At 71.4% G+C, this 23,757-nt stretch carries 22 protein-coding genes; 11 read left to right on the top strand and 11 right to left on the bottom strand.

Annotated elements, in window-relative coordinates:
* The first annotated feature begins 37 nt into the window (after positions 1–37).
* Together IW249_RS08110 and IW249_RS08105 are read left to right on the top strand one after the other, a co-directional pair.
* The gene (locus IW249_RS08110) at positions 38–1,051 is read left to right on the top strand and encodes an ABC transporter ATP-binding protein (protein ID WP_196920181.1); all 1,014 of its coding nucleotides are present in this window, start codon (positions 38–40) and stop codon (positions 1,049–1,051) included.
* 76 nt (positions 1,052–1,127) lie between these two features.
* Positions 1,128–2,231 carry an ABC transporter ATP-binding protein gene (locus IW249_RS08105; protein WP_196920180.1) on the top strand — a complete coding sequence of 368 codons (1,104 nt, stop codon included), beginning with the start codon at positions 1,128–1,130 and terminating at the stop codon, positions 2,229–2,231.
* 24 nt (positions 2,232–2,255) lie between these two features.
* On the opposite strand, the gene IW249_RS08100 is transcribed toward IW249_RS08105, so the two are convergent.
* Positions 2,256–2,645, bottom strand: a complete 390-nt coding sequence (locus IW249_RS08100) for a hypothetical protein (RefSeq protein ID WP_196924686.1) — start codon at positions 2,643–2,645, stop codon at positions 2,256–2,258.
* Positions 2,621–3,277, bottom strand: a complete 657-nt coding sequence (locus tag IW249_RS08095; RefSeq protein ID WP_196920179.1) for an HNH endonuclease family protein — start codon at positions 3,275–3,277, stop codon at positions 2,621–2,623. The genes IW249_RS08100 and IW249_RS08095 overlap by 25 nt, the downstream gene beginning before the upstream one ends.
* Before the next feature lie 107 nt (positions 3,278–3,384).
* Here IW249_RS08095 and IW249_RS08090 point away from each other — a divergent pair, with 107 nt between their 5' ends.
* Positions 3,385–4,878, top strand: coding sequence for an MFS transporter (locus tag IW249_RS08090; RefSeq protein ID WP_196920178.1), 1,494 nt, complete (start codon positions 3,385–3,387; stop codon positions 4,876–4,878).
* A 33-nt stretch (positions 4,879–4,911) separates the two neighbouring features.
* On the opposite strand, the gene leuA is transcribed toward IW249_RS08090, so the two are convergent.
* The gene (leuA, locus tag IW249_RS08085; protein ID WP_196920177.1) at positions 4,912–6,663 is read right to left on the bottom strand and encodes a 2-isopropylmalate synthase; all 1,752 of its coding nucleotides are present in this window, start codon (positions 6,661–6,663) and stop codon (positions 4,912–4,914) included.
* A gap of 237 nt (positions 6,664–6,900) precedes the next feature.
* A complete protein-coding gene (locus tag IW249_RS08080) occupies positions 6,901–8,172 on the bottom strand; it encodes an MFS transporter (RefSeq protein WP_196920176.1) in 1,272 nt (423 codons plus the stop codon).
* Between the two features lie 77 nt (positions 8,173–8,249).
* Here IW249_RS08080 and IW249_RS08075 point away from each other — a divergent pair, with 77 nt between their 5' ends.
* A complete protein-coding gene (locus IW249_RS08075) occupies positions 8,250–9,236 on the top strand; it encodes an ArsR/SmtB family transcription factor (RefSeq protein ID WP_196920175.1) in 987 nt (328 codons plus the stop codon).
* 6 nt (positions 9,237–9,242) lie between these two features.
* On the opposite strand, the gene IW249_RS08070 is transcribed toward IW249_RS08075, so the two are convergent.
* On the bottom strand, positions 9,243–9,773 hold the full coding sequence (locus IW249_RS08070; RefSeq protein WP_196920174.1) for a nitroreductase family protein: 531 nt from the start codon (positions 9,771–9,773) through the stop codon (positions 9,243–9,245).
* Positions 9,774–9,857: 84 nt separating this feature from the next.
* Complete coding sequence (locus tag IW249_RS08065; protein ID WP_196920173.1) at positions 9,858–10,646, bottom strand: hypothetical protein; 789 nt, start codon at positions 10,644–10,646, stop codon at positions 9,858–9,860.
* A gap of 259 nt (positions 10,647–10,905) precedes the next feature.
* On the opposite strand from IW249_RS08065, the gene IW249_RS08060 reads away from it, so the two are divergent.
* Both IW249_RS08060 and IW249_RS08055 read left to right on the top strand, forming a co-directional pair.
* Positions 10,906–12,171, top strand: coding sequence for an aspartate kinase (locus IW249_RS08060; RefSeq protein ID WP_196920172.1), 1,266 nt, complete (start codon positions 10,906–10,908; stop codon positions 12,169–12,171).
* Positions 12,172–12,176: 5 nt separating this feature from the next.
* The gene (locus IW249_RS08055) at positions 12,177–13,238 is read left to right on the top strand and encodes an aspartate-semialdehyde dehydrogenase (RefSeq protein WP_196920171.1); all 1,062 of its coding nucleotides are present in this window, start codon (positions 12,177–12,179) and stop codon (positions 13,236–13,238) included.
* A gap of 129 nt (positions 13,239–13,367) precedes the next feature.
* On the opposite strand, the gene IW249_RS08050 is transcribed toward IW249_RS08055, so the two are convergent.
* A complete protein-coding gene (locus IW249_RS08050) occupies positions 13,368–14,777 on the bottom strand; it encodes a GGDEF domain-containing protein (RefSeq protein ID WP_196920170.1) in 1,410 nt (469 codons plus the stop codon).
* Between the two features lie 199 nt (positions 14,778–14,976).
* Here IW249_RS08050 and IW249_RS08045 point away from each other — a divergent pair, with 199 nt between their 5' ends.
* The gene (locus tag IW249_RS08045) at positions 14,977–15,756 is read left to right on the top strand and encodes a phosphodiesterase (RefSeq protein WP_196920169.1); all 780 of its coding nucleotides are present in this window, start codon (positions 14,977–14,979) and stop codon (positions 15,754–15,756) included.
* A gap of 7 nt (positions 15,757–15,763) precedes the next feature.
* Complete coding sequence (locus tag IW249_RS08040) at positions 15,764–16,504, top strand: histone deacetylase (protein WP_231392449.1); 741 nt, start codon at positions 15,764–15,766, stop codon at positions 16,502–16,504.
* Here IW249_RS08040 and IW249_RS08035 read toward each other — a convergent pair.
* The gene (locus IW249_RS08035) at positions 16,428–17,225 is read right to left on the bottom strand and encodes an alpha/beta fold hydrolase (RefSeq protein ID WP_231392448.1); all 798 of its coding nucleotides are present in this window, start codon (positions 17,223–17,225) and stop codon (positions 16,428–16,430) included. The genes IW249_RS08040 and IW249_RS08035 overlap by 77 nt on opposite strands.
* Positions 17,226–17,504: 279 nt before the next feature.
* Between IW249_RS08035 and IW249_RS08030 the strand changes: the two genes are divergently transcribed.
* Complete coding sequence (locus IW249_RS08030; protein ID WP_196920168.1) at positions 17,505–19,211, top strand: bifunctional metallophosphatase/5'-nucleotidase; 1,707 nt, start codon at positions 17,505–17,507, stop codon at positions 19,209–19,211.
* Positions 19,212–19,734: 523 nt separating this feature from the next.
* Here IW249_RS08030 and IW249_RS08025 read toward each other — a convergent pair.
* Positions 19,735–21,018 (bottom strand): MFS transporter, encoded by a 1,284-nt coding sequence (locus IW249_RS08025; protein WP_196920167.1) that lies wholly within the window; start codon positions 21,016–21,018, stop codon positions 19,735–19,737.
* Positions 21,019–21,168: 150 nt separating this feature from the next.
* Between IW249_RS08025 and IW249_RS08020 the strand changes: the two genes are divergently transcribed.
* Entirely contained in the window at positions 21,169–21,642 is a 474-nt protein-coding gene (locus IW249_RS08020; protein ID WP_196920166.1) for a hypothetical protein, read from the top strand.
* 59 nt (positions 21,643–21,701) lie between these two features.
* On the opposite strand, the gene IW249_RS08015 is transcribed toward IW249_RS08020, so the two are convergent.
* Together IW249_RS08015 and IW249_RS08010 are read right to left on the bottom strand one after the other, a co-directional pair.
* Complete coding sequence (locus IW249_RS08015; RefSeq protein WP_196920165.1) at positions 21,702–22,526, bottom strand: class I SAM-dependent methyltransferase; 825 nt, start codon at positions 22,524–22,526, stop codon at positions 21,702–21,704.
* 164 nt (positions 22,527–22,690) lie between these two features.
* Positions 22,691–22,879, bottom strand: a complete 189-nt coding sequence (locus IW249_RS08010; RefSeq protein ID WP_196920164.1) for a hypothetical protein — start codon at positions 22,877–22,879, stop codon at positions 22,691–22,693.
* 467 nt (positions 22,880–23,346) lie between these two features.
* Between IW249_RS08010 and IW249_RS08005 the strand changes: the two genes are divergently transcribed.
* On the top strand, positions 23,347–23,508 hold the full coding sequence (locus IW249_RS08005) for a hypothetical protein (RefSeq protein ID WP_196920163.1): 162 nt from the start codon (positions 23,347–23,349) through the stop codon (positions 23,506–23,508).
* Positions 23,509–23,757 lie beyond the last annotated feature (249 nt).

Below are 23,757 nucleotides of genomic sequence, written 5' to 3'. Positions count from 1 at the left end.
GCTTGCGAGCCCCGCAGTCGCGAACGGAGGGCCAGTAATGGCACTGCTCGAAGTTGAAGATCTCTCCGTCACGTTCGCCCGCCGCGGTCAACGGGCCGTGCACGCTGTCGACGGGGTGTCCTTCTCGGTCGACGCCGGTGAGGTTGTCGGCCTGGTCGGCGAGTCCGGCTGCGGCAAGAGCGTCACCTCGCTCGCGATCATGGGCTTGTTGCCCAAGCAGCCCGGCCTTCGGGTCGGCGGCAAGGCCGTCTTCGACGGCACCGACCTGCTCCAGCTCGACGACCGGTCGCGGCGGGACATCCGGGGTCGGGACATCGCGATGATCTTCCAGGACCCGCTCTCCTCGCTGAACCCGGTGATCCCGATCGGGTTGCAGGTGACCGAGGTCCTCACCCGACACCGGGGGATGAAGGGCGAGACCGCGGCGAAGGAGGCGGCGGCGCTGCTGGACCGGGTCGGCATCCCCGACCCGAAGCGGCGGCTCAAGGAGTACCCGCACCAGCTCTCCGGTGGGATGCGCCAGCGTGCGCTCATCGCGATGGCGGTGGCCTGCCAGCCCCGGCTGCTGATCGCCGACGAGCCGACCACAGCGCTGGACGTCACCATCCAGGCCCAGATTCTGGAGCTGCTCAAGGAACTGGTCCGGGACTCCGGCACCGCGCTGCTGATGATCACGCACGATCTGGGCGTGGTGGCCGGCATGTGCGACACCGTCAACGTGCTCTACGGCGGCCGGGTGGTGGAGACGGCCCGCCGTCGTCCGCTGTTCCGCCAGCCGCGTCACCCGTACACGGTGGGTCTGCTCGGCTCGGTGCCGCGCCTGGACGCCGGGCGGGGCGAGAAGCTCAACCCGATTCCCGGTTCGGTCCGCGACCTGCTGCCCTGGCCGGACGGATGCGCCTTCGCCCCGCGCTGCGCCCGCCGGATCGACGAGTGCGTGGGTGAGCCGCCCGAGTTGGTGCACGCGCACGACGGACGGAGCTACCGGTGCGTCAACCCGGAGCCGCTGCCGGGCATGGTGCCCGCCCCGCGCGAGGAGGAATCAGCGTGAGCGAGCGTAGCGAGCGAACCATCAGGCACAGCAGCGTGGCGTCTCGCGCCAGCGCGGAGCGAAGCGGAGTGCTGGCGTGAGTGACGACGACATCCTCGTGGAGGTGCGCGACCTGAAGGTGCACTTCCCGATCAAGCGGGGGGTGCTCTTCGACCGGGTGGTCGGCCAGGTGAAGGCCGTCGACGGGGTCGACCTGAGCATCGCCCGGGGCAAGACGTACGGCCTGGTGGGTGAGTCCGGTTGCGGCAAGTCCACGCTGGGTCGGGCGCTGCTGCAGCTCACCCCGCCGACCGCCGGTGAGGTCAGCTTCGACGGCGTCGAGCTGACCACACTGCCGCCGGGCAAGCTGCGCAGCATGCGTCGGCGGATGCAGATGATCTTCCAGGATCCGATGTCCAGCCTCGACCCCCGGCAGAACGTCGAGTCGATCCTGACCGAGGGCCTGCAGACCCACGGGATCGGCACCGACCGCACCGACCGTCGACGGATCATCGGCGAGACCCTGGACGCGGTCGGGCTGCCGCGCTGGGCGCTGTCCCGCTACCCGCACGAGTTCTCCGGCGGTCAGCGGCAGCGCATCGGCATCGCCCGCGCGCTGGTGCTCGGGCCGGAGCTGATCGTCGCCGACGAGCCGGTCTCGGCACTCGACGTGTCGATCCAGGCCCAGGTGGTCAACCTGCTGGATGAACTCCAGGACAGTCTGGGGTTGACCTACCTGGTGATCGCGCACGACCTCGCGGTGGTCCGGCACATCTCCGACACGGTCGGTGTCATGTACCTGGGGGCGCTGGTCGAGGAGGCGCCGAGCGACAGGCTCTACACCGAGCCGCTGCACCCGTACACCCGGGCGCTGATGTCCGCGGTGCCGGTGCCGGACCCGGACGTCGAGGACCGCCGGGAGCGCATCCTGCTCGCCGGTGACCTGCCGTCGCCGGCCAACCCGCCGTCGGGCTGCCGCTTCCACACCCGCTGCCCGTGGGCGCAGCCCACCCGCTGCGCCGACGAGCGACCGGTGCTGCGGGACATCGGCGCCAGCCGGGTGGCCTGCCACTTCGCCGAGCAGATCGCCAGCGGCGAACTGCGCCCGCACGGGGTCAGCGCGCAGGTCGTCCGACCCGAGGGCGAGGGGGACGCGCCGGGCGTGGTCTCCGCGCCCACCGAGCCCGGCTCGTACGTCTGAGACTGGACGCGGTGCCGGCGCTCGTCAGCCCTCGGGGCGGTTCAGCAGCCCCACTGCGACGCCGTGCACCGCGTCCAGCCCGGCCGGGTCGGCCAGCGTGACCGACGTGCCGGTCACCGTGTACCACTCGTCCGCGTCCTTGTACTGCACCCGCACTGTGACAGTGCCGTCCGCGTACTCGGTGCGCAGCGTCAGGTCACCGGTGACGACGCCGACCTCGTCGGTCATCACGCCACCGGGGCCGGGCACGATGTCTGTGGTGCGGCTCTGCGGGCCGGCCGCGCCTCCCGAGTCAGCGACCATGCCGGCACCCGGCACGGCTGCGGGGGTCTCGGCGGTGCCGTCCGCTGTCATGCCGGCGGCGGACGGGCCGCTCTCCCCGGCGGCGCTCACGAATCGCTCCCCACTGAACAGCCCTCCAACATGTCGGTCAGGGCGGTCTTCTCGGCGCTGGTCACCGTCAGCCGCCAGTAGTGCTTGACCGTCACCCAGTCCTGGGCGTATTTGCACCAGTAAGATCGGTTTGCCGGCTTCCACTGGGACGGGTCCTGGTCACCCTTTGCCCGGTTCGACGAGGCGGAAACCGCGAAAAGCTGCGGACGAGTGGTGTCGTTGGCGAAATCGCCGCGCTTCGCGTTGTCCCACTCGTCGGCACCCGAGCGCCACGCGTTGGCCAACGGCACCATGTGGTCGATGTCCACGTCGGAGGGATCCGAGAAGCTGCGACCGTCGTACACGCTCTCCCAGCGCCCACCGACCACGTTGCAGCCGGAGAGCTTCACCTCCTTGCCGTCGCGTTGGAGGATGCTGTCCCGGACATCGCAGTTCTTGCCGGTGTCCCGCCAGTGCGGGAAACGCTCCCGGCTGTAACCCTTCATCGAGCCGGCGGTAGCGACGGTGAGCTGACTCAGCTGCTCCGCGGCGTTGCCACCGTCGCTCGGCGGCGGTGTGGTCGGCTCATCCTGCGGGACGCAACCGGCCACGCCGAGCGCCAGCGCCGCGGTAAGCGCGGCCACCGCCGCTCGCGGTCCTGATCTGGTACGCACAGACGACACCTCTCCAGCTTGGGGGCTCCCGGCGATTGCGCACAGTACCCGGGCACGGTTTCGGCGTTTCGTGGCGTCTCCCACATGATGCAAGGCAGATTGGTGGGATGACCGCACCCGTACCGGCGACCGCCCTCCGAATGGGCACCACCGCCGGCCGGGGCACGCTGCTCGCCGCCGTACTCGCCTCTGGCATGGTCTTCCTCGACAGCACCGTCGTCAACGTGGCGCTGCCGAAACTCGGCCAGGACCTCGGCGCGAACGTGGCCGATCTCCAGTGGACCATCAACGGCTACCTGCTGATGCTCGCGGCGTTCGTGCTGCTCGGCGGCGCGCTCGGCGACCGCTTCGGCCGGCGACGCATCTTCCTCATCGGCGTGCTCTGGTTCACCGCCGCCTCCGTTCTGTGTGGGCTGGCCCAGGGCACCGGTTGGCTGATCGGGGCCCGGTTCCTCCAGGGCGCCGGTGGCGCGCTGCTCACGCCCGGGTCGCTGTCGGTCCTCCAGGCGAGCTTCCACCCCGACGACCGGGGCCGGGCCATCGGCGCCTGGGCCGGGCTGTCCGGGGTGTCCACAGCGCTGGGCCCGTTCATCGGGGGCTGGCTGATCGACACGCTCTCCTGGCGCTGGATCTTCTTCCTCAACCTGCCGATCGCCGTGCTGGTGCTGCTGGCCGCCCTGCGCTGGGTGCCGGAGAGCCGGGACGAGAGCGCCTCCCGGACCCAGGGGCGGGGTCGGGCCCGACGGCGGTTCGACGTCGCCGGAGCCCTGCTCGGAGCGCTCGCGCTCGCCGGCGTCACCTACGCCCTGATCGACGCGCCGGCCCGCGGGTTCGACTCCGCCGAGGTGCTGATCGCGGCAGCGGTCGGGGTGCTCTCCGCAGTGGCCTTCGTCCTGCTGGAGCGGCGGCGCGGCGACGCCGCGATGCTGCCCACCGGGCTGTTCAGCAGCCGACTCTTCTCGGTGCTGAACCTCTTCACAGTGGTCGTCTACGCGGCGCTCGGCGGCTTCACCTTCTTTTTCGCCGTCTACCTGCAGAACGTCGTCGAGTGGTCGGCCTTCCGCACCGGCATCGCGTTGCTGCCGATGACAGTGCTGCTGTTGGTCGGGTCCGCGCGGGCCGGTGCGCTGTCGGCGCGGATCGGCCCCCGGCTGCCGCTCGCCATCGGACCGGTGGTCGCCGCTGTCGGTCTGCTGCTGCTGCGCGGCGTCGGACCGGGCGCGTCGTACTGGCGGGACGTGCTGCCCGGGGTGCTGCTCTTCGGCATCGGGCTGACCCTGGTGGTGGCGCCGCTGACGGCGTCGGTGCTGGCCGCCGTGCAGGACCGGTTCTCCGGGGTGGCCAGCGGGTTCAACAACGCCGCGTCCCGAGCCGGCGGCCTGCTCGCGGTGGCGGCGCTGCCGCTGCTGGTCGGGCTCTCCGGCGGCGGGTACGAGCAGAAGGCCGAGCTGACCGACGCGTTCCGGGCCGCGATGGAGTGGTGCGCCGGGCTGCTCGTGGCCGGCGCGGTGCTGGCGCTCGTGCTGGTCCACCGGCCGCCCCGGGAAGCCCCACCGTCCCAGCCCTGCCACTCGCTGCCCGCCGCGACACCCCCGAAGTAGGGATAGATCCACCTCGGGGGTGTCGCGCGAAGGTCAGCGGCGGGCGCGGTTGACGGCGCTGGTGACCGCCTTGATCGACGCGGTGACGATGTTGGCGTCGGTGCCGACACCCCAGACCGTCTTCCCGTCCACCTCACACTCCACGTACGCGGCGGCCTGCGCGTCACCACCGGAGGAGAGCGCGTGCTCGTGGTAGTCGAGCACCCGCACACCCACCCCTACCGACTGGAGCGCGTTGACGTACGCGTCGATCGGGCCGTTGCCGACCGCGGCGAGGGACCGCTGCTCGCCGCCCACACCGACCTGGGCCTCGATCTCGACCTTGCCGTCCGCCGTGCCGATCGTGTAGCCGGCCAGCCGGACCGCCGGGTCGGGCTGGTGGTCGAGCAGGTAGTGCGTCGCGAAGATCTCCCACATGGCGGCCGGGTCGACCTCGCCGCCGTCGTGGTCGGTGACCTGCTGCACCACTCCGGAGAACTCGATCTGGAGCCGGCGCGGCAGGTCCAGCTGGTGCTCGCTCTTCATGATGTACGCGACGCCGCCCTTGCCGGACTGCGAGTTGACCCGGATGACGGCCTCGTAGGTGCGGCCCAGGTCCTTCGGGTCGATCGGCAGGTACGGCACCGCCCAGGTGTGCTCGTCCATCGGTACGCCGGCCGCCTTCGCGTCGGCGGCGAGGGCGTCGAAGCCCTTCTTGATCGCGTCCTGGTGCGAGCCGGAGAAGGCGGTGTAGACCAGGTCGCCCGCGTACGGGTGCCGCTCGTGCACCGGCAGCTGGTTGCAGTACTCGACGGCTCGCCGGATCTCGTCGATGTTCGAGAAGTCGATCATCGGATCGATGCCCTGGGAGAAGATGTTCAGCCCCAGGGTCACCAGGTCGACGTTGCCGGTGCGCTCACCGTTGCCGAACAGGCAGCCCTCGATGCGATCCGCGCCGGCGAGCAGGCCCAGCTCGGCGGCGGCCACACCGGTGCCCCGGTCGTTGTGCGGGTGCAGGCTCAGCACCACGCTGTCCCGGCGCGGCAGGTGCCTGTGCATCCACTCGATCGAGTCGGCGTACACGTTGGGGGTGGCCATCTCGACGGTGGCCGGCAGGTTGATGATCAGCGGCCGGTCCGGGGTCGGGTCGATCACGTCGATCACCCGGGAGCAGACCTCCAGCGCGTACTCCAGCTCGGTGCCCGTGTAGGACTCCGGCGAGTACTCGTAGAAGATCTCCGTGTCCGGGGTGTGGATCTCCGCGTACTTCTGGCAGAGACGAGCGCCGGTGGTGGCGATGTCGGCGATGCCGTCCCGGTCCAGGCCGAAGACCACCCGCCGCTGGAGGGTGGAGGTCGAGTTGTAGAAGTGCACGATGGCCCGTTTCGCCCCGCGCAGCGACTCGAACGTCCGGTCGATCAGGTGCTCCCGGCACTGCGTGAGCACCTGGATGGTGACGTCGTCCGGGATCATGTCGTCTTCGATGAGCTGCCGGACGAAGTCGAAGTCGGTCTGGCTGGCCGACGGGAAGCCGACCTCGATCTCCTTGTAGCCCATCTGGACCAGCAGCTGGAACATCCGGCGCTTGCGCTCGGGCGACATCGGGTCGATCAGGGCCTGGTTGCCGTCGCGGAGATCCACGGCGCACCAGCGGGGGGCGGCCTCGACGGCGCGGGTGGGCCAGGTGCGGTCCGGCAGTTCGACGCGGAACTGCTCCTGGTACGGCTGGTAACGGTGGTACGGCATCCGGCTCGGGCGTTGCCGGGCGATCGGATCGGTCTCAGCGTCGGTGACAGGTTGAGCCATCTCAGAGTGCTCCCTGGAACATGTGGCGTCAGCAGATCGGAAGGTGTCGGCGAGATGCCGGGCGACGGTGCGCGGCGGTGCCGAGAGGAAGTTCGGATGTGCTGGACGGCGCGATGCGACTCCGCGACGAGGTGCCGGCCGGTCAGGCCTCGTCGCGGCGGCTAAGGAGGAGAAGCGCCTGCCACATGACCAGGTCACCCTACGTGATGGAACGGGGGGTGGAAAGACAGGTCCGGACTATGGGACCGGAGTCATGGCCGGCTCTGCGGCCTCGGCACCCAGCCTCGGCGTCCGTTGCGCCCAGGCCACCGCGGGCACGATCGCCGCCGCTACCAGCACGAAGATCGCTGCCGTCGGTAACCAACCCCACCCGCCGGTGGTCACCCCGAGCGCGGTCAGCCCTGCCGGCGCGATCAGGTACTGGACCTGCACGCCGAGTCCGAGCGCCCCCACGTAGGCACCGCGCTGGTCGGCCGGCGGCAGGGTGGCGGTGAGCCCCCAACTGCCCGCCGACTCGATCAGCTCGGCCAGGATCAGCAACATGGCGGCAGCCACCAGCACCGCGACGGTCAGCAGGCCCCGGGTGACCCCGGAGATCGGCAGAACCAGACAGAACAGGGCGATCAGCAGCCCGCCCCGGCGAGAGGCCCGGGCCGCGCCCGCCGCGGTGTCCGCGCCCCGGCTGACACGCACCTGGAGCAGCACGATCAGGATCGTGTTGAGCAGCACCAGCCCGGCGATCATCGTCTTCGGGGCGTCGGTGTGGGTGAGGATCCAGAGCGGCATGACCGTCAGGTAGAGCACCCCGTGCGCGGTGAGCAGCCCGGACAGCACTGACACCGCCATGAACGGCCGGTCCCGCAGCACGGCGAGCCGACTCATCGGCTCCGCCGGTCGGGCCACCTGCGGCAGCCGGGGCAGGCGCCGCACGAAGAGGGCCGTCACGAGGAAGACCGTCGAGATGAACCAGACCATTCCCCGGTACGCCGTGATCGTGTCCACCGCCAGCACCAGGCCGCTGATCACCGCGCCGAGCCCGAAGCCGACGTTCAGCGACGAGCGCTGGTACGCCATCGCGGTGACCCGTTCGGCCGGCGGGAGCGCGTTGATCGAGTAGACCTGTCGGGCCACGCCGACAGCGGCGTCCACGGCGGCCAGCGCCACCACCACGGCGAGGAACCCCGCGAAGCCGCCCACGAAGGGGTAGGTCGCGAAGAGCGCCGCGTTCAGCACCAGCCCGACCACCCAGACCCGCTGCGGTCCGTACCGGTCGGTGAGCCCACCCAGCGGCACCGTGCCCAGCAGCGACACCCCCGCCGCGATGGACAGCCCCAACCCCACCTGGGCGGCGCTGAGCCCGAGCGCCCGGGTGAAGAAGACGGCGCTGCCGGCGTGGAACAGCCCGCTGCCGACGGCGTAGACCATGGCCTGCACGGCCAGGGCGCGGGTCAGCCCGGCCGGCGGTATGACGTCTCGGACGGCGGTGCGGATGGTTTCTCTGGTCCCCATGGTCGGGGAGTGAATCCGGTCCCCGTGACCTTGGTCGAGTCTTTTAGGCTGGACCGAATCCTGCTCCTGGGGGGCGTGTGTCCGAGTTGCGGTTCAGCCTGGCCGACGTGGCGGGCGTACGGCTCGCCGTGTCACCGGCCAACGAGACGGTCATGAGCATGTGGGCGCTGGCCAACCCGATCCGCTACGCGGTACACCTGCCCTGGGTCGACCGGGCCCGGGTGACGTTGCGGCGTCCCGAGGTGGCCGACCGGGTCCGACCTCTGGTGGGGTTGGTCGTGCCGGGTCGCTGGCTGCCCGACTTCCTCACCCCGGCGGCCCGACCGAACGTGGAGATGGCCGAGCAGCTCGACCAGATCGCCGCGACGCCGCCGGCCGTGGTGGTCCAGGACCTGCTGTCGACCACCTGGCAAAAACCGCTGAGCCCGTTCGGACGGGCGCTGCTCGCCGACCCCGGCGGGCTGCTGCCGCAGGTCGTCGAGGCGGTGCGGGTCTGGTACGACGAGGCGATCGCCCCGGACTGGCCGCGGATGCGGGCGCTGCTCGACGCCGACGTGGCGTACCGGGCCGCGCAGCTCGCCGAGAACGGCGCCGGTCGGTTCTTCGAGCAGCTCCACCCGAGCCTGCACTGGCACGGCGACCGGGTGATCAGCGACGACACGTTCGAGCGGGACTTCGACCTCCGCGGCCGTGGGCTGGCGCTGAACCCGACGGTGTTCACCGAGCAGCACGTGCTGTGGAACCTGCTGGAGGATTCGCTGCCGGTCGGCGCGTACCCGGTCCGTGCCGTCGGGACGCTCTGGGAGGCGACCGCGCCGCCACCCGGGGACCCACTGGCACGGGTGATCGGGCCGGGCCGGACCGCGCTGCTGCACCTGCTCGAGACGGCGCTGACCACCACCGACCTGGCCCGACTCACCGGGATGTCCGCCGGAAACGTCTCCCAGCACCTGGCCGCGCTGCACGGCGCCGGCCTGGTGTCCCGGTCCCGCGAGGGTCGGCACGTCCTGTACCGCAACACCGACGCCGCGGCGGTCCTCCTCCGCGCCAGCCGGGGCGGGTGAGCCCGCTCAGCGCAGCAGCAGGTCGGCGACCGGACGGCGGCGACGCAGGCCGGTCTCCCGGGCCCGCAGCTCGGTCGGGAGAGCGAACGGGTCCCCGAGCCGGCCGACGGCGGCGACCACCAACGGGCGGACGCCGCCGGGTAGGTCGAGCTCGGTGGAGAGGCCGGCCCGGTCGAACCGGGTGAGCTGGTGCACGTGCAGCCCGAGCGCGGTGGCCTGCACTGTCAGGTGGGCGATCGCCTGGCCCAGGTCGTACGCGGCCCGCTCGGTGTCGAGGCCGGTGTGGGCACCGACCACCAGGGTCGCTGCGTGCCGGATCCAGTTCTGGTCGTCGACCGGGAGGCTGATCAGGATCCGTTTCCAGGTCTCGTCGTCGCGGTGGCCGAGGGCGAACCGCCAGGGCTGCCCGTTCTCCGCCGACGGAGCCCAGCGGGCGGCCTCAAGGAGCGAGGCGGATTCCTCCGGAGCCAGCTCGGCGCTCGGGTCGAAGGCTCGCGGACTCCAGCGGTAGGCGAGCAGCGGGGTGAGATCGGCCATACGTCGGATCGTCCTGTATGGGTGATTCGCCCCTCAGGAGGGGGTGGTCGAATGTGGGCAAGAGCACCCGTAACGGGACGAAGATCAGGACGTTCCCGCGCCCGGGCTCTCCGACGGGTCCGGGGTCGGTGGCGCCGCGGTGTCGAGCGGTTCCCGGTCGACCACCACCGGGCCGGCCAACTGCACGGTGGCCGGCGCCGGGGCGGGCGGGGCGGCCAGTCTCAGCGTCCCGGCCGCGGTTCGGACGCCGGTCGGCGTGCCGTCCCCGTCGTAGCAGTAGATGCCCACATCCAGCGGGGCGTTGAGCGACGCCGAGGTGGAGTCCACCGAGTAGCAGGTGCCGGTGAGGCCCTCGGGCGCGTTGGCCGGGGCGACCGCCAAGGGGGCGCGTCGGTCGGTGAGCACGTCCAGCCAGTCGGTGAGCAGGTGCTGGACCCGAGGGTCCGACCGGCGTGGCACCACGTCGTCGCGATCACCCAGGCGTACGCAGCTCGCCGACTCGCTGTGACCGGCCGACGGCAGGGCGCACTGGAACAGCCCGTCGGCCGTGCCGGCCATCGAGACGTCGGCGGTGCCACCCAACGCGCCTCCCGGCACGTCGACCCGCCAGCTGCCGTCGTTCGCGCTGGTGAACACGATGGTGCGATCCGGTTGACCCGCCTGGCTGTAGACGTACTGGGCCACCAGGTGACGGTCCTGAGCTGCTGCGGCCAGCGCGGCCAGCTCATCCCGGGCGGCGTCCACCTCGACCGGCCCCGGATCGGCGGGCGGCGGAGCCGGTGGCTGCTCACTGGTGCAGGCGACCAGGAGTGCCGGCAGGGCGAGGACGAGCGGCCCGAGCACGCGGCCGGCCGAGCGGGTGAGGACGGGCACCGGCCCATTCTGGTGGGTGCGGGCGGTCGGTGGGTGCCGACGCGTACCCGGCTCGTCCCGGCGTGTCGGACCGGGCGTTTCCGCGTACCCATCCGACCTGGTGGGAGCGGCCCGGCCGGTCCCGGGCGGGCCGGATGGTGGGATCACCTGACCCGGCGTCGTTACCTGCCGGATACCCTCATGGGGTCTGACACGCGCCGCCGGCCCCGGTTCCGGCGGCGTCGGCACGCTCAGGGTCGCTGGGAGGGAGTGCACCGTCGTGGCACTCGTGGTGCAGAAGTACGGCGGGTCCTCCGTCGCCAACGCCGAGCGGATCAAGCGGGTGGCCGAGCGCATCGTCGCCGCCCGCAAGGCCGGCGACGACGTGGTGGTGGTGGTCTCCGCGATGGGCGACACCACCGACGAGCTGCTCGACCTGGCCAACCAGGTCAGCCCGCTGCCGCCGGGCCGCGAACTGGACATGCTGCTCACCGCCGGGGAGCGGATCTCCATGGCCCTGCTGGCCATGGCCATCCACAACCTGGGGTACGAAGCCCGCTCGTTCACCGGTTCGCAGGCCGGCGTGATCACCACCTCGGTGCACGGCCGCGCCCGGATCATCGACGTCACCCCCGGGCGGCTCAAGGGCGCGCTCGACGAGGGGTCGGTGGTCATCGTGGCCGGCTTCCAGGGCGTCTCGCAGGACACCAAGGACGTCACCACGCTGGGCCGCGGTGGTTCGGACACCACCGCCGTGGCGCTCGCCGCCGCCCTGCACGCCGACGTCTGCGAGATCTACACCGACGTGGACGGCATCTTCACCGCCGACCCGCGGATCGTGCCCAACGCCCGGCACATCCAGCACATCACCTACGAGGAGATGTTGGAGCTGGCCGCCTGCGGCGCGAAGGTGCTGCACCTGCGTAGCGTGGAGTACGCCCGGCGGGCGGGGTTGCCGATCCACGTCCGTTCGTCATACTCGACCAACACCGGCACGATGGTCACCGGATCGATGGAGGACCTTTCCGTGGAGCAGGCACTGATCACCGGGGTCGCGCACGACCGCAGCGAGGCCAAGATCACGATCGTCGGGGTGCCCGACGAGCCGGGTGCCGCCGCGCGGATCTTCGACACCGTCGCCGGCGCCGAGATCAACATCGACATGATCGTGCAGAACGTCTCCACCGAGGGCACCGGCCGGACGGACATCTCGTTCACCCTGCCCAAGGCCGACGGCCCCACCGCGATGGCCGCGCTCAGCAAGATCCAGGAGCCGGTCAAGTTCAAGGGCCTGCTCTACGACGACCACGTCGGCAAGGTCTCACTGATCGGCGCGGGCATGCGCTCGCACCCCGGGGTGGCGGCCGGCTTCTTCGCCGCGCTCGGCGCGGCCGGGGTCAACATCGAGATGATCTCCACCTCCGAGATCCGGGTCTCCGTGGTCTGCCGGGACACCGACCTCGACGCCGCCGTCCGCGCCATCCACGACGCGTTCGAGCTGGGCGGCGACAGCGAAGCCGTCGTCTACGCGGGGACGGGTAGGTAGCGCCGATGACGGCGCTGCCCACCCTCGCAGTGGTCGGAGCGACAGGTGCCGTCGGCACCGTGATGTGTGAGCTGCTCACCGGGCGGCGCAACGTCTGGGGTGAGATCCGGCTGCTCGCCTCCGAGCGTTCCGTCGGGCGCCGGGTGCGCTGCCGGGGCGAGGAACTCGTCGTCCAGGCGCTGACCCCCGAGGCGTTCGACGGGGTCCAGGTGGCCATGTTCGACGTGCCCGACGAGGTCTCCGCCGAGTGGGCACCCATCGCCGTCTCCCGGGGCGCGATCGCTGTCGACAACTCCGGCGCGTTCCGGATGGACCGCGACGTCCCGCTGGTCGTTCCGGAGATCAACCCCGAGCAGGTCCGCAACCGGCCCCGGGGCATCATCGCCAACGCCAACTGCACCACCCTCGCGATGATCGTCGCGGTCGCGCCGCTGCACCGTGAGTACGGCCTGCGAGAGCTTGTGCTCGCCTCCTACCAGGCGGTCTCCGGAGCCGGTCAGTCCGGCGTCGACATCCTGCACGACCAGCTCACCAAGGTCGCCGGCGATCGGGCGCTCGGCTCGCGCACCGGCGACGTACGCCAGGCGGTCGGCGACGACCTGGGCCCGTTCCCGGCACCCATGGCGCTCAACGTGGTGCCCTGGGCCGGCTCCCCGGCGGACAGCGGCTGGTCATCGGAAGAGATGAAGATCCGCAACGAGTCGCGCAAGATCCTCGGCCTCCCCGACCTCAAGGTCTCCGCCACCTGCGTCCGGGTGCCGGTGGTCACCGCCCACTCGGTCGCGGTGCACGCGGTCTTCGCCACCGAGGTCGACGCCGAAGGCGCCCGCGAGGCGCTGCGCAACGCCCCCGGGGTGATCCTGGTCGACGACCCGGCGGCCGGGGAGTTCCCGATGCCGATCGACGCCGTCGGCACCGACCCGTCCTGGGTCGGTCGGATCCGCCGCGCCCTGGACGACCCTCGGGCTCTGGACTTCTTCGTGACCGGCGACAACCTCCGCAAGGGCGCGGCCCTCAACACCGCCCAGATCGCCGAACTCCTCGCCAAAGAACTCCGCACCCCCTAACCGCCCCGCGCCACCCCGCGCCCCACCCCCGCTGCGGCGATCTTGCACTTTCTGCACCGACATAAGGGATCAGAGCGACAAAACGACGACCGAAAGTGCAAGATCGGCGCGGGCGCAGGGTCGGCGCTGTTACGCGGCGGAGAGCAGGACGCCGTCTCGGCCCTGGCGTTTCACCGCGTAGAGGGCCTGGTCGGCTCTTTTCAGTGTGCGGTCGGGGGTTTCGCCGGGGCGGGGCAGTGCGACGCCCACGCTGATCGTGCGGCCGATGCGTCGGGCCGCCTCGGTCAGCCGTTCGGCGATCCGAACCGCCTCCTCCGGACGGCTCACCTCGATCACCGCCACGAACTCGTCGCCACCGATCCGGTACAACTCGTCGCCGTGCCGCAGCGCCCCCTCCAGCGCCCGGGCCAACCCGACCAGCACCCGGTCGCCGGCCTGGTGGCCGTACGTGTCGTTCACGGTCTTGAAGCCGTCCACGTCGATGGCCAGCAGGGCCGTACGCCCGGGGGTGGCCGCGGCGATCCGCTGCCCGAACGGGCCGGTGTGCCGCAACCCGGTCAGCGGGTCGGAGCTGGCCTGCTCCCGCAGCCGGGTCAGCGTGCGTAGTCGGTCCACGCTCGTCCAGGCCTGCCCGGCGAGCAACTCCATCAGGCTGACAGTGGTCGGGTCCGGACGCAGCGCCCGTTCGTCGGCAACCAGCAGCACCCCACCGGCGTCCGTCGGCCCGACCGGCACGGCGACCAGCGTGCGTACCCCCGCCCGGGTCAGCGGACGGTAGTCCTCGGTCGGGGGGTGCCCGGCCTCGCCCAGCGTGTACCCGGCGCCGTACCGGTGTGCCCGCTCGACCATCCGGTCCAGGGCGACCGGACCCGCCGCAGCCAACTCGGCGCGGATCCGGGTCTCCAGGTCGCTCGGCGTCGCCGGGGACGGGCCGAGCTGCCCGCCGATCAGCAGCAGCGCGGTGGAGAGCGTGGAGACCTCCCGGGCGGCGCGGGCCGCCGCCCCCATCACCTCCCCCTCGGTCGGCGCGGAGGAGAGCGCCGCCGCGTGGCGAAGCAGCTTCTCGCTGCGACTCTCCTCCGGTGGGCCACCGAGGGCGGTGATCCGCGCACCGAGCCCGTCGGCCAGCCGCTGCGCGGTCTCCCGCCACGGCTCCAGGTCGGTCGGCTCACTCCACTGCAGGTCGAGTACGCCGATCGCCCGGCCCGTCGGGTCCAGGACCGGTACGCACAGCTCGGCGGTCACATCCGGGCGGACCGGCAGGTAGTCCGGGTCGACTGTGACGTCCGGGACGACAGCGGGAGCGCCGGTCGCGTACACCCGGCCGACGATGCCGGTCCGTGCCGGCACGGTGGCGAAGACCTGCCACGCCCCGGTCGCCGCGACGCAGCGCAGGCGGTCGTGGACCGCGAGCAGCACGGAGATGGTCGCCGGGGTGTGGCGGGACAGCGCGGTGACCGTCCACCGACACGCCTCCGGCGTGCTCGACGCCATCGGCAGGCGGACGGTGACGTCACGGATGACTCGCTGATGATCCACTCGCACGTCGTTCCAGGTAGGGGAGGGGCCCGGCCGACGCCGAACCGCTCGATCAAGCGTACTCACGGCGGCCGGGACCGACCCGGCTTCGTACACACGTGCTATCCACAGGCTGTGGACGCAGCCTGTGGACGCGTGCCCCACGGAATGCCGGCCCTGGCGATAGCGTGGAGCACCCCGGCGCCGAGGAGGCGAGCCCATGCTCATCGCCCAGCTCAGTGACCCGCACCTGACCACCGGCCTGCTCGCCGCCGAACCGGCCGCCGGGTTGCACCGAGCGCTCGGCCGGGTGCTGGCGTTGCGACCCCGACCGGACTGCGTGGTGATCAGCGGCGACCTGGTCGACCACGGCCAGCCCGACGAGTACGCGGCGCTGCGCGAGGTGATCGGCCGGTTCCCGCTGCCCGTGCACCTGGCCACCGGCAACCATGACGGCCGGGAGTCCCTGCTCGACGCGTTCGGGGGCACACCATGGCTCGGCGGCGGCTTCTCGGCCTACTACCACGTCGACCACGAGGCCGCGACCGTCGTGGTGCTCGACTCGCTCGTCCCCGGCAGCGACGGCGGCCAACTCGGCGAGGAACAGCTCGGCTGGCTCGACGGGGTGCTGGCCGGGCGGCCCGAGGTGCCCGCCCTGGTCTTCCTGCACCACCCACCGGTCGCGGTCGGCATCCCCGCCGCGGACTCCATCCGACTCGCCGACGGGGACGCGCTCGCCGAGGTGATCGGTCGACACCAGCACGTCGTACGGGTCGGCGCCGGCCACCTGCACCGCCCGGTCACCACGGCGTACGCCGGCACGGTCCTCACCGTGGCACCCAGCACGTGGAAGCAGAGCACGCTCACCATGAGCGCCGACGAGCAGATCGGTTGGGTCACCGAGCCCACCGCCTTCCTGCTGCACGCGGTCGAGGCCGGCGGCTGCGTGACCCACACCGTGCAGGTGAGCCACTCCGCCGGGCAGACCTGCGGCTTCTGAGCGCGTCATGCTGGTCTGGTACGTCTCGTACGGCTCGAACATGCACGCCGCCCGGCTGGCCTGGTACATCGATGGCGGCTGCCCACCCGGCGGAAAGCGGACGTACCCGGGCTGCCGCGACCGGCGTCCACCGAGCCGGTCGGCACCGGTGTCGCTGCCCGGCGGCATCTACTTCGCCGGCGAATCCGGTGCCTGGACCGGCGGCATGGCCTTCTACGACCCGCAGCTGCCAGGCCAGGCCGCGGCCCGCGCCTACCTGGTCACCCTGGAGCAGTTCACCGACATCGCGGCCCAGGAGATGTACCGCCCCCCGGGCGACACCGCCGACCTGATCCCGGCGACCGGCGCGGCCATCGACGCCGCCGTCGCCAACGGACGGGCCACCCTCGGCCCGGGACGGTACGAGACGCTGATCTGCCCGGGCAACCGCGACGGCGTTCCGCTGCTCACCTTCACCGCCCCTGAGGGGGCGTCAGCCGTACGGTGCCGGCCACCCGCGCCGGTCTACCTCGGCATGATCGCCCGGGGGCTAAGCGAGTCGCACGGCTGGCCGGCCGAGCGGATCGCCACCTACCTGGCGGCCCGGCCCGGCGTGCTGGGTGCCTGGCCCCTGGACGCCGTAGCGGCCCTGGTCGACGAAGCGCTGGTCAACGGTGCCCCAGTGCCGCCCGTCAACCGAGCAGGAACTCCCGCAGCGCGGGCGCCAACGTCGTCGGCGGCACGTCGTGATAGCCGCCGTCGAGGCTGACGGACCGACCGCCCGGGACCGCCTCGGCCGCTGCCCGACTCGCGTCCCGCAGCCACTGTGGACTGCCGGTGCTGTCCAGCCCGAGGGTCGGCGCGGTGATGGACGCCAGCCGGTCCACGGGGAGCCGCCCTCCGGCGGTGATGATCGAGTCGTACACCAGGGTGTGCGCGACTGCCGTCAGCCCACCCCACATCGGTTGCGACCGCATCCCGGTCACCTGGTCGGCCGGCAACCCCACAGAGGCGCTGAGGAAGGTCTCCACCGCGCCGTCCCGGTCGTCGGCGGCGATCAGCTCGATGAGCTGCGGGGTGATGTCCTTGCGGACGCCCACGTGCGTGCCGACCTGGAACGGTGGCTCGAACATGACCAGCCTGGTCACCGGCAGGCCCTGCGCGGTGGCGAGGGAAGCGAGGACGGCCCCGGAGGAGATGCCGTAGACGGCGGCGGAACCACCCGCCGCCGCGATCAGGGCGGCCAGGTCGTCGATCTCGCGGCCGACCTCGTACGGTGCGGTGTCGCCGCTGAAGCCCCGACCCCGGCGGTCATAGCTGAAGGCGGTGAAATCCGGTGCCAGGGCAGCAGCCAGGTCACGGGTCGCGCCGCGGTCGCTGAACGCGCCGCCGACCAGGACGACCGCCGGCCCGGCGCCGGACCGCTCGAACGCGATGGGTGTGCCGTCGGCCGATCGCACCTGCTCCGCCACCGGTGTCGTTCCGCTCACGATGCCGCCCCCGATCCTCGTTGGTCGTCCCGTCCTTTCTAGACCCTGGGTCCGACACTGTCTGGCAGACAGCGTTAAACGGTGATCGATAGCGGCCTCGACGTACGCGCTGCTCCGATGTGCTGCCCGGGTCGACCGACCGGCGTGCGGATGAGAGGCTGTCAGGGCGGGGCCATGCTCAACCACCGCCATCCGCGACCCCTTCGACGGCGTCCGTCGGAGGCCCCGGTCGACCCAGAGGCCGGGGCACCGTACGCGCCGATTCTCACAAGGAGATCCATGTTCATACCCGGGATGCGTCGGGCCGCCGTTGGCCTGACCGCGCTCGCGGTGGCCGCTTTCGGCGCGGTCGCCACCAGCCCTGAGCAGGCCGACGCCGGGCCGAAGCCGGTCGACGTCACCCTGCTCGCCCTCAACGACTTCCACGGCAACCTCGAACCGCCGACCGGGTCCAGCGGCACCATCGCCGGGCAGACCGCGGGTGGCGTCGAGTTCCTGGCCACCCACCTTGCCGAGCTGCGTGCCGCGGCCAAGAAGAAGAACACCATCACCGTCGCCGCCGGTGACCTGATCGGCGCGTCCCCGCTGCTCTCGGCCGCGTTCCACGACGAGCCGACCATCGAGGCGCTGAGCATGGCCGGGCTGGACTACGCCAGCGTCGGCAACCACGAGTTCGACGAAGGTGCCGCCGAGCTGCTGCGGATCCAGAACGGCGGCTGCCACCCGGTGGACGGCTGCATCGACGGCACCCCGTACCGGGGGGCCGGCTTCCAGTACCTGTCCGCGAACGCCTTCAAGACCGCCACCGGCAAGCCGCTGATGGCGCCGTACGCGATCCACAAGGTGCAGGGCGTCAAGGTCGGCTTCATCGGGATGACCCTGGAGGGCACCCCGCAGATCGTCAGCCAGGAGGGCGTCGCCGGCCTCAGCTTCGCCGACGAGGCGGACACCGCCAACCGGTACGCCCGTGAGCTGCGCCGCAAGGGCGTGGAGACGATCGTCGTGCTGCTACACGAGGGCGGCGCCCAGGCGTCGACCGGCGGCATCAACGACTGCGTCGGCATGACCGGGCCCATCGTGGACATCACCAACCGGATGGACCCGTCGATCGACGTGGTGGTCAGCGGGCACACCCACCAGGCGTACAACTGCGACATCAACGGCAAGCTGGTCACCAGTGCCAGCTCGTTCGGTCGCCTGGTCACCGACATCGACCTCAAGATCGACCGTCGGAGCGGGGACGTGATCTCCGCCGCCGCGAACAACGTCGTGGTCACCCGCGACGTCGCCAAGGACCCGAAGCAGACCGCGCTGATCAACCGGTACAAGACGGTGCTCGGCCCGGTCGCCGGCCGCCAGGTCGGCGTGACCAGCCAGGCGATCACCCGAAGCCAGGAAACCCTCTTCGGTACGAGTCTGGGCGAATCGCCACTGGGCAACCTCATCGCCGACGCGCAACTCGCCGCCACCGACGACGAACAGAACGCCGTCGCCGCCTTCATGAACCCGGGCGGGGTCCGGGCCGACCTCGACGCCGGCCCGGTCACCTACGAGGAGGCGTTCACGGTCCAGCCGTTCGCCAACAACCTGGTGACACTGGACCTGACCGGCGCGCAGCTCTACTGCGTCCTGGAGCAGCAGTTCGTCACCGGCCGGACCCTGTACCCGTCGGCAACGGTGGGCTACGTGGTCGACCCGAACGGCACCACCGGTACGGTCGCCGACCCGTGCGCCGGCACCCGCGTGGTCCGGGGCAGCTTCACCCTCGGCGGCACCGCCGTCGACACCGCCGCCACCTACCGGGTGACGGTGAACAACTTCCTGGCCGGCGGCGGTGACGGCTTCAGCGCCCTCACCGGCGGGACGAACCTGGTCACTGGGCAGATCGACCTGGACGCCTTCGTGGACTACCTGACCGCCCAGTCGCCGGTCTCCGCGCCGACGCTGGACCGGATCCGCACCACCGCCGAGGTCCCCGCCGCCTGACGGCCGACCCCGCGAACATCGGGCCCCGGAGCACCAGCTCCGGGGCCCGACCCGTCCCCCACACCGCCGCGCCCCGCGCTTGCCCCGCGCCGCCCCGCGCTTGCCCGCGCGTCGCCCCGCGCTTGCCTCGCGCTTGCCTCGCGCCGCCCCGCGCTTGCCCGCGCGCTGCCCCGCGCTTGCCTCGCGCCGCCCCGCGCTTGCCCCGCCCCGCGCTTGCCCGCGCGTCGCCCCGCCCCCGCCCGGCAAGGTCGCGCTCGAACATGGATGTAGTGGTGTCGAGGGCGCCGCGATGCCACTACATCCAGGATCGAGCGCGACCTTGGTGCCCAGCGAGATCAAGACCCGCGCACCATCGAGAAGGCAGCAACATCGGGGATGTTGCTGCCTCCCGCGCGCCTGAGGCAGCAACATCCGGGAAGTTGCTCGGATCTTGGTGCGGGGTGCGGGGTGCGGGGTGCGGGGTGCGGGGTGCGGGGTGCGGGGTGCGCGGTGCGGGGTGCGGGGTGCGGGGGTGTGTTCGGGGTCAGGCCGGGGTGGGCGCGGGGGCGGGGGACGCCGGGGCGGTCGTCACGAGGCCGTCCTGCTCGGAGGTGAGCAGCCGGCGCAGGGAGAGCGCTACCAGCGAGGCGATCAGGCAGCCGCCGACCACTGTCGCCACCCAGACCATGCCGTTGGCGGCGCCGATGAGTGGGCCGGCGGTCACCGGGCCGATCACACCGCTGATTCCGAAGATCATCGAACTCATCGCGTTGTACCGGCCGCGCAGCTCGTCGGTGGCCAGCGCGTTGGTCAGTGCGGGCATCACCGGGGACAGCATCGTCTCGCCGAAGCCGAAGATCGCCGAGCAGAGCACCACGCACAGGGCGGCCAGCACGGCGTTCTCGCCGCTGACCAGGCCGGCTGCGCCGAGGACCAGCCAGGCGATGGCGAACACCGCCCCGACCACTGCCAGTGCCCGGGTGCGGCTGCGGCCCTCGATCCGGCGGATCACCAGCAGTTGTGCGAGCACGATCATCACGGTGTTGGCCGCCAGCGCCCAGGCCACGACCCGGGGGTTCACCTCGGCCACCCGCACCGCGTACGCGGCGAAGCCCACCTCCACCTGCGCGTACCCGCAGGTGGTGAGGATCAGCCCGAAGATCACCAGCCGGCGGAACGGGCGGTCACGGAGCACCGTCAGGTAGCCGCCGGCCGACGGTTCGTCGACGCCCCGGCGTTTGCCGAGTCGGTGACCCACCCCGGGAAGGGTGAGCAGGATCAGCGCCGGCAACAGGTAGGTCACCGCGTCCAGCAGGTAGATCGTCTGGAAGGTGCCGGGCCGGGTGGTGTCGACGATCGCGCCGGAGGTCATGCCACCGATGCCGATGCCGAGGTTGAGCAGGGCGAAGTTCAACCCGAAGACACGTTGCCGCTCATCGTCGTCGGTCAACGACGCGAGGATGGTGTTCTGCCCGGACCAGATCGCCGAGCTGCCGATGGCGATCACCGTCATCACCAGCAGAGCCGAGCCGGTGGAGTGGACAAGCGCGAGCGAACCGGTGCCGATCGCCTCGATCACCAGGCAGGGCACCACCACCCGACGGGCGCCGATCCGGTCGATCAGCGTCCCGCCCAGCGGCGACAGGGCCAGGGTGACCACGCCGTACCAGCCGATGACGAGCCCGGCGCGGGTGTCGGTAAGCCCGCGCACGTCGGTCAGGTAGATGAACAGGAACGGCAGGGTCAGGCCCCGCCCGATCGCCGACAGCAGGGTGCCGAGGAGGATCCGGCGAGCTTCCGAACGGCGGGGCAGGGCACGACGCAGCATGCCGGCATTCTGTTCGGTGGGTCTGACGCCGCGCGAACCCTTTTGGCCACGCCTCGCGGTCACCGGGACCGTCAGGTGACCAATCCCACGTTGATCCACTCGCCGTGATCGCGGGCGGTCGGTGTCCGCCGGGTCTGCGATGCTGGCTCGATGACCGGCACCTGGCGACATCTGCCCGCTACCGCCCGCGCCATCGCGGTGACCGCCACGGCGGCTGTCGTCGCCGCCCAGGCCCGCGACGGTCAGGCGTACGACGAGGCGGTCGGCGGTCTCGCCGCGGACGAGCGTTCCGGCCTGGTGCTCGGCGCGGTGGTCCGGTTGCTGCTGGAGGAGAGCCACCCGGACGGGTTGACCGGCGACGACATCCGCCAGGTGTTGACCCACTGCGTACAGGAGTCGACGCGCTGGCGAACGGACGTCGACCCGCACGTGGTGCTCGTCCTGCTGGCCGGCGCGTTGGGGGTGTACGACCCCGAGGGCGACGAGTCACCGCCGGACGCGGCGGCTCTGGCCCGACACGCCCCGATACTGGTGGCCGACCTGTTGGCGGCGACCAGTGTGCCGTTGGACGACTACCTGGCCGCCGCGTTCGCGGAGATCGAGCGCACCGAGCGACAGGACTGAGTTCGAGCGCAGGACTGACCGGCCCGCGCCACCTCGAAACAGCGTGGCGCGGACGTGCGTCAGGCCGGGTCGGGGGTCCGCCGCGCCACGACCTCCAGGTACTCCGCCGGGACGCGGACCGTCGCGTCGGTTGCGCGGTTGTGCGCGCGAACCAGCTCCACCAGATCGGCGTACAGGTCCGGTCGTCGTTCCTCGGGCAGCGCCTCGAACGCCTTCAACGTCGGCCCGTAGTTGGCCCGGAAGAAGTCGGCGAACTCCTCCGGGGTGCCGAAGCGGAAGACGAACTCCCGGCGTACCGCCCGCAGTTCACCCACTGCCGCACCGAGCAGTTCGCGGACCCGGCCCTCGTCGCCCCACTCGACCGGCGGGCGCAGCCCCGCTGGCGGCGGCACATGCCGCCCCACAGTGCGGAACAGGTCGCCGATGAAGCCCTGCGGCGTCCACGACGCCAGCGCCACCGTGCCGCCGGGCCGGCAGACCCGGACCAGTTCGGACGCCGCCCGCTCCTGGTCCGGCGCGAACATCACGCCGACGACGGAGAGGACCGCGTCGAAGGACCCGTCGGCGTACGCCAGGCGCTCCGCGTCGCCGGTCACGAACGTGACCGGGAGTCGTTCCGCTGTGGCGCGGGCCTGGCCCCGTCCCAAGAGTTCGGGTACGTAGTCGACGCCTGTCACGACGCAGCCGCAGCGGGCGGCGGCGATGGCGGCGTTGCCGGACCCGGTCGCCACGTCGAGTACGCGGGCACCGGCCGACAGGTCGGCGGCGGTCACCAGAAGTTCGGAGATCGGGTGGATGAGCGCGGCGACCGCGCCGTAGTCACCGCTGGCCCACGTCACCTGCTGGCGTGCCTTCACGGCGATGAGATCGGGTGCGATGGTCATCGGTGGTCTCCCTCGGACGGTGTGGTGTGCCGCTGACGTTAGGGCTGGCAGCACCCGAGGGGATCGGTAGAAACACCTATGTTGGCAGCTGAAGTACCTCTCACGACTCCGTCGAGGGCCAGAAGGTTGAAGGCGAGAGCCGGTTACCAGTCGAGCCGGCCGGCCTAAACCCAGATCAGGAACACGATCGTCGCGACGACCCCGGTGACCGCGACCAGACCGGCCGCCAGGGCCGCACGAGGCGAGTTGCGCCCGCGCAACTCGAAAGCAGCCGTGATGGTGAACAGCAACGCGAACACTTCACCTGCGGCGAGACCCAGCAGTCCGATGAAGCTCAGCAGACCCTCGACCATGTCCCGGCCAAGAAAGATAAGCCGGGCGTACGCCGCTCCCGCCCGTGGCACGGGAATCGGTCGACAGGGCTTGCCGGGGCAGACAAAAAGGCCAGGTGAGAGAAGATCTCACCTGGCCTTCTACCTCTGGTCGGGGTGGCCGGATTCGAACCGACGACCTCTTCGTCCCGAAGGAACGATCAGCGGCGGTTGGGCTGCGCGGGCGTCTGGGGCACGCTGGCTGAACAGTCCGCCGCCGTCCATGGTCGTCCGTCCTCGCTCGTGCTCGTCGTCACCCAACTAGTCACCCAGGGGCACCGTGGTTCGATAGGCCTGGCCGCATCAGCCGAAGCTCACTCGCGGCGGGTAGACTGACCGTGGCCTTACTTCGGTGGTTCCACCAAGTCAATGCGCCTTCCCGGTGCTGGGCAATGGTCAGCCCATTAATTCCTCGGGAAAAGCGCCGAGCCCCTAAGGAGGGGAAATCGGTGCTGCCCGAAATCGGAACGCCGCTGGCCATTGTCTTCGGCATGGCTGCGGTTGGCAGGTCGGCTTTCTGGATCTACGTCGCTCACCGTGCGCGGCGAGAGGATCTGCCGAAGATCGCTGAGGCGTTCTCTGGCTCGCTGCGGGCGATTCGTCGCCGCTGACCTTCCCACTAGTGGCGCGGCGGTGAGGCAGACGTCTTGCCGCCGCCCACCCAAGCCCTCTCGCCTCTTAGCCATCCCGTCGGCCTTCGTCCGCACACCCGTGGATCAGGTGGGGGCTGCCCGGTCAAGGTGGAGCACCCTACGTCTGAACGACCTTGACCGGGCAGCCCCCACCTGATCGGCTCCGCCCGGACGAAGGTTGCTGGGATGGCGACACCATCCCAGAGCGCCAGAGCACCCCGCCGGAGG

Origin of the sequence: Micromonospora vinacea (genome assembly GCF_015751785.1) — a bacterium.
In the GTDB taxonomy this organism is placed as follows: domain Bacteria; phylum Actinomycetota; class Actinomycetes; order Mycobacteriales; family Micromonosporaceae; genus Micromonospora; species Micromonospora vinacea.
The sequence above is the reverse complement of the archived record's forward strand: the minus strand, read 5'-3'. Positions and strand labels throughout refer to the sequence as shown.